We start from the raw sequence: 1577 nt of genomic DNA, 5'->3' as shown, positions 1-1577 counted from the left end.
GCCGCAGGCGGAACTTTGCTGCAAACCATTGACTTTCATACCTCGTGTTCAAAACCGCTTAGATTGGGCGACATCTTTGGCGGCGTGACCCTGGTCGGCGTTACCGACGAGGATGGCGATTCCGCGAGACTGGCTGAACCGAATCCAATCGAACATCACGGTGAAGATGCCGACACCGCTCAGCAAGCGGTTCCGATCACGCTTGGCGACAAGGTGATCTTTACTTACGAAGTGACCAACCATGGTAACGCTCCGATCACCTTGGACAATGTCGTTGATGACAACGGCACGCCGGGGGATGCCAGCGATGATCTGTATTGGCAACCGCCATCGGGAATCGACCAGGCGATCATGGAGATCGTCGATGAGGCGGGGCACAACGTCGGTGATATCAACAACGACGGATTGCTCGACGCCAACGAAACTTGGTTGTTCGAGGCGATGGACATCGTCCGTCAAGAAGGTGTGGTTGGCAACAAGGGAGTGGTCACAGGCAGCGTCCTAAGCGACGGAGTGTCGGTGTCACTGATGGATATGGATCTGAGTCATCACGTTGGCGTATTGCCCGCGATCGATTTGTGCGAAACCGGCGAACAACCGACGCAATTGAACATGCGTTACACCGCTTCGGATGAATTCATTCATGCCCAGGGCGACAAATCCGAAATCAATGTCTCGCATGGAAGTCTCGTCGGAGTCTCTAGCGTGTTTGTCCGTGTGACGGATGACGAGGATGCGTTTGCCACGGGCGTCGAGATGTATTTTGGTGGCACCGTGAACCAGGGGGATGTCTTTGGTATCGATGCGACATTAGCAGGCCGCTCGCACCTTCGTTCCAAAATCTTTGTCCATTTCCTTGACCCGACCAACGGCGACTTGATCCGCACGGTCGAGGTGCATGCGTCTTGCTCTGCACCGTTGGTGTTGGGAAATCAGTTCGCGGGAGCTCAGTTGGTTGGTTTTATCGGCGATGAAGGGGCGATTCTCGGTCTGCAACCCAGTGCGATGATGACCGGCGACGGCAATGTGGTGGCAGGGGATGTCTTGTTCACCGGCCGAAAAATGAAATTTACGTTGACCAACGTGGGCAACGATGAAGCTTTGTTAGAAAGCTTGCTATTCAATTGGGCCGAACAGAACAAGAAACTGAAAAAGATCAAGATCGATGGGGTTGAGATCTTCCGAACCGCAACAGGATGGTCGAGCGGCGGATTGTCAATCGGCAGCAATGATTGGAAAGCGAACACCGTCGATGACCGCACCCTCGCAGCGGGGCAGATTGTGTTGGTCGAATTTGAATTCGAAAAGGATGTCAGTCACGATTCAAACGACTATCGCTTGGACATGCTGTTTGATATCGATGGCGATGATGACGACGATACCCAAACGGTCGGAGTCTTGTAGGGGGAGACACGGAGACACGGAGACACGGAGACACTGGAATTGCCCACGAAAAGTTGACAGTGGACCGGTCTTAACGGGAAAGTAAATGGTGCGTCCTGTGGATCAGGATTCACCGACGAGTAACGGTTTTTTGACGGCTTGCTCGAAGTCGATGGGACTCTGATAGCCAAGTG

The 1577-nt window shown here is 53.5% G+C and carries 1 protein-coding gene; it reads left to right on the top strand.

Annotated elements, in window-relative coordinates; translation table 11 throughout:
* On the top strand, positions 1-1404 hold a 1404-nt coding region (locus tag ABX962_RS35760), incomplete at its 5' end, for a hypothetical protein (protein ID WP_372726415.1).
* Positions 1405-1577: the final 173 nt, after the last annotated feature.

It is taken from the genome of Novipirellula sp. (assembly GCF_041583735.1).
Lineage (GTDB): Bacteria > Planctomycetota > Planctomycetia > Pirellulales > Pirellulaceae > Novipirellula.
Note: the sequence above shows the minus strand (reverse complement) of the source record. Positions and strands in the feature narration are given on the sequence as shown.